This window comes from Immundisolibacter sp. (assembly GCF_041625615.1).
Lineage (GTDB): Bacteria > Pseudomonadota > Gammaproteobacteria > Immundisolibacterales > Immundisolibacteraceae > Immundisolibacter.
Map to the genome: position 1 here is coordinate 1 of NZ_JBFJTF010000126.1, position 6,654 is coordinate 6,654.

The following is a 6,654-nucleotide window of genomic DNA, read 5'->3' on the forward strand; positions in this document are numbered from 1 at the left end:
GCGCCTGCGGCAGCCACCAGGCGAGCAGGCAGGCCGCCAGCAGCAGGGCGATCGGCGCCCAGTCGCGCCGGCTCAAGGCGCTGGCCGGCGTGCCCGGCAGACCGGACAGTCGGGGTCCTGGCGCAGGCCGACGGTGTGCCATTCGCTGCGCCGGCCATCGAACAGCAGCAGCCGGCCGGCCAGGCCGGTGTCCATGCCCAGCAGCACCTTGAGCGCCTCGAGCGCCTGCATGGCGCCGATGACGCCGACCACCGGCGGCAGCACGCCGACCTGGGCACAGTGCTCGGCCTCGTTGCCGGCTTCGCGGTACAGGCAGCGGTAACAGGGGCCGTCCGGCCGGTCGAGCCGGAACACCGTCACCTGCCCCTCGAAGCGGATGGCGGCGCCGGATACCAGCGGCGTGCCGGCCGCGGCGCAGGCGGCGTTGATGGCGAAGCGGCTGTCGAAGTTGTCGGTACAGTCCAGCACCAGGTCCACGGCCGCCACCTGCGCCGCCAGCGCGTCGGCATCGAGGCGGGCACAGACGGGCGTGACGCGGATGTCCGGGTTCACCGCCAGCAGCGCGTCGCGGGCCGATTCCGCCTTGGGGCGGCCGACGTCGGCGGTGTGGTGCAGCACCTGGCGGTGCAGGTTGGTCAGGTCGACCTGGTCGGGGTCGGCCACCACCAGCTCGCCGACACCGGCGCCGGCCAGGTACAGCGCCGCCGGCGAGCCCAGGCCGCCCACGCCGATGATCAGCACGCGCGCTTCCAGCAGCCGCGCCTGGCCGTCGAAATCCACTTCCGGCAGCACCAGCTGGCGGGCGTAGCGGTGCAGTTGCTGGTCGTTCAGTTCGTGCATGGCAGGTGTCCCAGGGTGACGCGCGGGCGCCCGGCAAGGTCGGTGTGGCTGGCGACGTCGACGAAGCCTGCCCGCGCCAGCAGCCCACGCACCGCCGCCGCCTGGTCGGCGCCATGTTCGAGCAGCAGCCAACCGCCGGCGGTCAGGTGCGCCGGCGCCGCCGCGGCGATGGCCGCCAGGTCGGCCAGGCCGTGGGTGTCCGCCACCAGTGCGCCGCGCGGCTCACGACGCACGCCGTCGCCGTCCAGGCACGGATCGTCCGCGGCGATGTAGGGCGGGTTGCTGACGATCAGGTCGACGCGCTCGCCGGCCAGCGGTGCAAGCCAGGCGCCGATGCGCCAGTCGACCGGCAGTCCCAGCCGGCTGCCGTTGCGGGCCGCCACCGCCAATGCCGCGGCGCTGCGGTCGGTGGCGACGATCCGCCACTGCGGCCGTTCGCTGGCCAGCGCCAGGGCGATGGCGCCGCTGCCGGTGCCAAGATCGGCCAGGCGGCCGTGCGTGCCCATGCGTTCGAGCGCCAGTTCCACCAGCCGTTCGGTTTCCGGACGTGGCACCAGCACGTCGGGCGTGACTTCGAGGTCCAGCGACCAGAAGCCGTGCCGGCCGCGCAGGTAGGCCAGCGGCTCGCCGGCCAGGCGCCGCGCCAGCAGGGCCTCGAAACGCCCGTGCGCCTCGGCGGCCAGGGGCGCCTCGCCGTGGCCGAGCAGCCAGGCGCGCGACACGCCCAGTGCCAATGCCAGCAGGTGCGCGCAATCGGCGGCGGCCGGACCGGTACAGCGTCGCCGCGCCGCCGCCAGTGCCCGGTCGACGGTGACCGGTGCGCCGGTTACGGGCAGCGCGCTCATGTGGCGTCCAGCTGGGTGAGCTGCTCGGCCTCGTGTTCGTGGCGCAGCGGCTCGATCAACAGGTCGAGCTCACCGGCCATTACCTGGTCGATCTTGTACAGCGTCAGGTTGATGCGGTGATCGGTGACCCGGCCCTGCGGAAAGTTGTAGGTGCGGATGCGCTCGGAGCGGTCGCCGGAGCCGACCAGGCTGCGCCGGGTGGCCGCCTCGGCCGCCTGCTGGCGGCTGCGTTCTGCCTCCAGCAGGCGGGCCTGCAGCAGCGACAGCGCGCGGGCGCGGTTCTTGTGCTGCGAGCGTTCGTCCTGGCATTCCACCACCGTACCGGTCGGCAGGTGGGTGATGCGGATGGCCGAGTCGGTCTTGTTGACGTGCTGGCCGCCGGCGCCCGAGGCGCGGTAGGTGTCGACGCGCAGGTCGGCCGGGTTGAGGTCGATGCTGTCGACTTCGTCCACCTCGGGCAGCACGGCCACGGTGCAGGCCGAGGTGTGGATGCGGCCCTGGGCCTCGGTGGCGGGTACCCGCTGCACGCGGTGGCCGCCGGATTCGAACTTCAGGCGCGCGTACACGCCGCGCCCGGCGATGCGCACGATGGCTTCCTTGTAGCCGCCGTGCTCGCCCTCGCTGGCGGACACGATGTCGCACTGCCAGCCGCGCGCCTCGGCATAGCGCAGGTACATGCGCAGCAGGTCGCCGGCGAACAGGGCCGCCTCGTCGCCGCCGGTGCCGGCGCGGACCTCCAGAAAGATGTTGCGCCGGTCGTCCGGGTCGGTCGGCAGCAGCAGGCGCAGCAGTTCCGCCTCGCCGTCGGTCAGGCGCTGTTCGAGCTCGGACAGCTCCAGCTGCGCCAGTTCGCGCAGCTCGGCGTCGTCGCCGTCGGCCAGGGCGCGTGCCTCGGCCAGTGCCGCCTGGGTGTCCAGATAACGCTGGTAGCCGGTGGCGACCGGCGTCAGCTCGGCATGCTCGCGTGCCAGCGTGGCGTAGCGCTGGCCGTCGGCAGCCAGTTCCGGCTCGGCCAGCAGGGCATTCAGCTCCTGGTGGCGCTCGGCGGCGGCACGCAGGCGGTTTTCGATGGACGCTTTCATGTCTCGTCGTCCAGCCCCAGCAGGCGGCGGGCGGCCGCCAGCAGCGCCGCGTCGCCCTGCTCGCCGGCGCGGCGGATGCGCACCGAGGGTCCATGTGCCAGCTTGTTGGTGAGGTCATGCGCCAGGCGCTGCACCACCTGCTCGGGTGGTCGGCCGCGGCGCAGCTCGGCCAGCGCCCGTTCGGCGGCCAGGTCGCGCGTGCGCAGCATGCCGCCGCGCAGGGCCTTGACCAGCGGCACCGCCTCCTGGGCGTTGCACCACTCGATGAAGGCGTCGACCTGGGTATCGACGATGCGCTCGGCCTCGCCCAGCGCGGCCTGGCGCGATTTCAGTCCTTCGGCCACCACGCCGCGCAGGTCGTCGACCGTGTACAGGTACACGTCGCGCAGGCTGGCGACTTCCGGCTCGATGTCGCGCGGCACCGCCAGGTCGACCAGGAACATGGGACGGCGTCGGCGGGCCTTGAGCGCGCTCTCGAGCGTGCCCTTGCCGAGAATCGGCAATTCGCTGTTGGTCGATGACAGCACGATGTCGGCCCGTTCCAGCACGGCGGGCACGGCTCCCAGCGGCACCACCTGGGCGCCATAGGGAGCCGCCAGCGCTTCCGCCCGGGCCTGGGTGCGGTTGGCCACGATCAGATTCCGCATGCCCTGGCCGTGCAGGTGGCGCAGGGTGAGTTCGGCCGTGTCGCCGGCGCCGATGATCAGCGCCGTGTGCTGCCCGAGGTCGCCGAAGATCTGCCGCGCCAGCGTGACCGCGGCGAACGCCACCGACACCGGGTTGCTGCCGATGGCGGTGTCGGTGCGGATGCGCTTGGCAACCGCGAATGCCTGCTGGTAGGTGCGCCCGAGCCACTTGCCGATGCCGCCGACGCGGCGTGCCAGTTCGTGGGCGTCCTTGAGCTGGCCGAGAATCTGCGGTTCGCCGACGACCAGCGAGTCGAGCCCGCCGGCCAGGCGGAACATGTGGCGCGCCGCCAGCGGTCCGCGAAAGATGGCCAGGTACGGGTCGATGGGGTGGCGCAGCCCGGCGCAGGCGTTGCGAAACCACTCCAGGGGGCTGCCCGATTCGGGCTGTTGCAGGGCCACTACCAGTTCAGTGCGATTGCAGGTAGACCACAGGCTGGCTTCGCACACGTCCGGCTGACGCAGCAACGAGCGCAGCTGCGCTTCCTGGCGTTCGGGAACGATGGCCACCTGTTCGCGCACGTCGAGCGGCGCGGTGTGATGGCTGATGCCGAGGGCGAGTAACTGCATGGCGGGGCGGCCGGCGAAGTCAGGTAGCTCGGGCGAACGGCGGGCGCATAATAGCCAACAAACACCGCCGGTCCGCCGTCAGGCGGGTGGCCTGAATCGGATTTCCGCGCCCTGGGTTTTACGCGGCATGTACAAACGATTACTCATCCTGGTCGTCAGCTCGCTATTGCTGGGCTGTGCCAGCCAGCCGGCGGCGCCGCTACGGGTGGGTAGCGCACCGCTGCGAGACACAAACCGCGAACAGGCGGTGCTGGATCTGCTGACGGCGGATTTCGCCATCCAGCGCGGCGCCTATGCCGAGGCGGCCGCCAAGTATACCGCCGTGGCCGAACTGACCGGTGATGTGGGGCTGGCGCGGCGCGCCATCCAGGCAGCGCTGTACGGCCAGGATGTGCCCGCCGCCATCGCCGCGGCGGGTGTCTGGCAGCGCCTGCGGCCGGACAGCACGGACGCGGCGCAGCTGCTGGTGGCGTTCGAACTGCAGAACGGCAACATCGAGGCGGCGCGCGCCCATCTGCGCGCGCTGCTGGCGCTCGACGCCTTCGGCAGCCGGCAGGACTATTTGAATCTCGTGCGGCTGCTGAATCAGAACGTGCCGCCGCAGACCCTGTTCGGGGTGCTCGACGGGGTGCTCGAACTGCGTCCGACCGACGCCGATGCCTTGTACGTCTACACACTGTCCGCGCTCGAACTGGAAGATCTCGAGCGCGCGCAGCGCAGCAGCGAGCGTCTCCTGCGGCTGCAGGAGGACGGTGCCGAGGCGGTGCTGCTGCGTGCGCAGGTGCTGCACCAGAGTGATCAATGGCAGGCGGCGGCCGCGCGGTTGAGTCAGTTCCTCGCCCGCCACCCGCGTCACGTACGCGGCCACCTGGCCCTGGCGCGGGCACTGCTGGATGGCAAGGAGTATGCGGCGGCGCTCGCGGCGTTCGAGCAGGTGCTCAGGATCGAACCCGCCAATGCCGACGCGCGCCTGGCGGCCGCTTTGCTGGCGGGACAGCTGGGCGATCGTCGCGTTGCCCGTGAGCAACTGCTGAAGCTGGCGGCTGACGGGCAGCGCACCGATCAGGCGCATTTCTATCTTGGCAAGCTGGCCGAGGATGCCGGCGACACCCGGCAGGCGATCGACTGGTATGCCAAGGTCGGGGGCGGCGAGCATCGACTCGACGCCCTGCTGCGGCGGGCCGAACTGCTGGCGGCGTCCGGGCATCTCGACGCCGCCGTCGACCTGCTGGCGCAGGCCCATCAGGACGAGGGGGAGCGCCTGCGTTTGCTGCTGGCGCGCTCGGATCTTCTGCTGCAGGGCGGCCGGGCGGCGCAGGCGGAACGGTTGATCAACGAGGCGCTGGTCGAGCAGCCGGACAACCTGGAACTGCTGTTCGCCCGTTCCATGGTGCTGGACAAGCTGAACCGGCCGGCGGACATGGAGCGTGACCTCAAGCGCATCCTCGAACTGGACCCCGACAACACCAACGCGCTGAACGCCTGGGGCTACACCCTGGCCGATCGCGGCGAGCGCCTGGATGAGGCGCACAGGTTGATCCAGCGCGCGCTGGATCAGTCGCCGGACAACCCGTACATCCTCGACAGTCTGGGCTGGGTGCTGTACCGCAAGGGCGACCTGACGGCGGCCGAGCGCTACCTGCGCCAGGCACTCAGCCTGCTGCCCGACGCCGAGGTCTACGCGCACCTGGTGCAGGTGCTGCATGCGCTCGGACGCACGGACGAGGCGCGTGATGTGTTGGCGGAGGCCTTGGCGCGAACCCCGCATGACGCGCGCTTGCGTCACGTGCGCGACACCCTGGGCATGCACGACGGCCAGAACAAGTGAGCGTGCGGCGCGCGTGCACGGCGCTGGCGCTGCTGATGCTGCTGGCTGGCTGCGCCGGGCGCGGTCCGACGGTGCCGCCCGGGCCAGCGACTGCCTGGTCCGACCGCCTGGTGGCGCTGGAGCGGATCGGCGACTGGCGCCTGACTGGCCGGCTGGCCTTGCGCACGGCCCAGGAATCGGTCAGCGGCAGCATCCAGTGGTGGCAGGGAACGGGCGGATTTGACCTGCGCGTGCACGGCGCGTTCGGGCGCGGCGCGCTGCATCTGACCGAGAACAGCGCCGGGGCGCGTCTGGAGCGTGCCGGCGAGCCGCCGATCGAGGCGGCCAGCGCGGCCGTGCTGCTGGCCGACGCGCTGCCGCAGACGCCCTTGCCGGTGGACAGCCTGCGTTACTGGGTGCTCGGCCGCCCGGCGCCGGGTCCGGTCGACACGCTGCAGCTGGATGGCGCCAACCGGCTGAACGTGCTGCGCCAGGACGGCTGGGAGATCGAGTACGCCGAATATCGGCCGGTGCCGCCGTGGAGCCTGCCCGTCAAGCTCAAGGCGCGGCGCGGCGATGTCGAGCTGCGCCTGGCCATCAGCGACTGGGCGCCGGGAGCCGATGCACCCTGAAGCGGCGCGTGCCTGGCCGGCACCGGCCAAGCTCAACCTGTTCCTGCACATCGTCGGTCGGCGCGCCGACGGGTACCACCTGCTGCAGACGGTGTTCCAGTTCGTCGACCTGTGCGACACGCTGCACCTGACGCCCCGTGCCGATGGCGCGCTGCGTATGCTCACGCCGCTGCCCGGCGTGCCGCCCGAGCA

6 protein-coding genes and 1 pseudogene are annotated in these 6,654 nt (G+C 71.8%); 3 read left to right on the forward strand and 4 right to left on the reverse strand.

Going from position 1 to position 6,654, the window contains the following annotated elements; genetic code table 11:
- Positions 1–72: 72 nt before the first annotated feature.
- From ABYX71_RS09605 to hemA, 4 genes are read right to left on the reverse strand one after another with little or no spacing between them, the layout of a single operon-like run.
- Complete coding sequence (locus ABYX71_RS09605; RefSeq protein WP_372696282.1) at positions 73–840, reverse strand: ThiF family adenylyltransferase; 768 nt, start codon at positions 838–840, stop codon at positions 73–75.
- Complete coding sequence (gene prmC, locus ABYX71_RS09610; protein ID WP_372696283.1) at positions 828–1,685, reverse strand: peptide chain release factor N(5)-glutamine methyltransferase; 858 nt, start codon at positions 1,683–1,685, stop codon at positions 828–830. The genes ABYX71_RS09605 and prmC overlap by 13 nt, the downstream gene beginning before the upstream one ends.
- Positions 1,682–2,767 (reverse strand): peptide chain release factor 1, encoded by a 1,086-nt coding sequence (prfA, locus tag ABYX71_RS09615; protein ID WP_372696284.1) that lies wholly within the window; start codon positions 2,765–2,767, stop codon positions 1,682–1,684. Before prfA ends, prmC begins: the two co-directional genes overlap by 4 nt.
- Positions 2,764–4,023: a glutamyl-tRNA reductase gene (hemA, locus tag ABYX71_RS09620; protein WP_372696285.1), complete on the reverse strand. Its 1,260-nt coding sequence runs from the start codon at positions 4,021–4,023 to the stop codon at positions 2,764–2,766. The genes prfA and hemA overlap by 4 nt, the downstream gene beginning before the upstream one ends.
- A gap of 127 nt (positions 4,024–4,150) precedes the next feature.
- On the opposite strand from hemA, the gene ABYX71_RS09625 reads away from it, so the two are divergent.
- From ABYX71_RS09625 to ipk, 3 genes and pseudogenes are all read left to right on the forward strand, one after another.
- Positions 4,151–5,851: a tetratricopeptide repeat protein gene (locus tag ABYX71_RS09625; protein WP_372696286.1), complete on the forward strand. Its 1,701-nt coding sequence runs from the start codon at positions 4,151–4,153 to the stop codon at positions 5,849–5,851.
- A complete protein-coding gene (gene lolB, locus ABYX71_RS09630) occupies positions 5,848–6,462 on the forward strand; it encodes a lipoprotein insertase outer membrane protein LolB (RefSeq protein ID WP_372696287.1) in 615 nt (204 codons plus the stop codon). The genes ABYX71_RS09625 and lolB overlap by 4 nt, the downstream gene beginning before the upstream one ends.
- Positions 6,452–6,654, forward strand: a pseudogene (ipk, locus tag ABYX71_RS09635) (4-(cytidine 5'-diphospho)-2-C-methyl-D-erythritol kinase); the annotation flags it as partial. The gene lolB and the pseudogene ipk, both read left to right, overlap by 11 nt.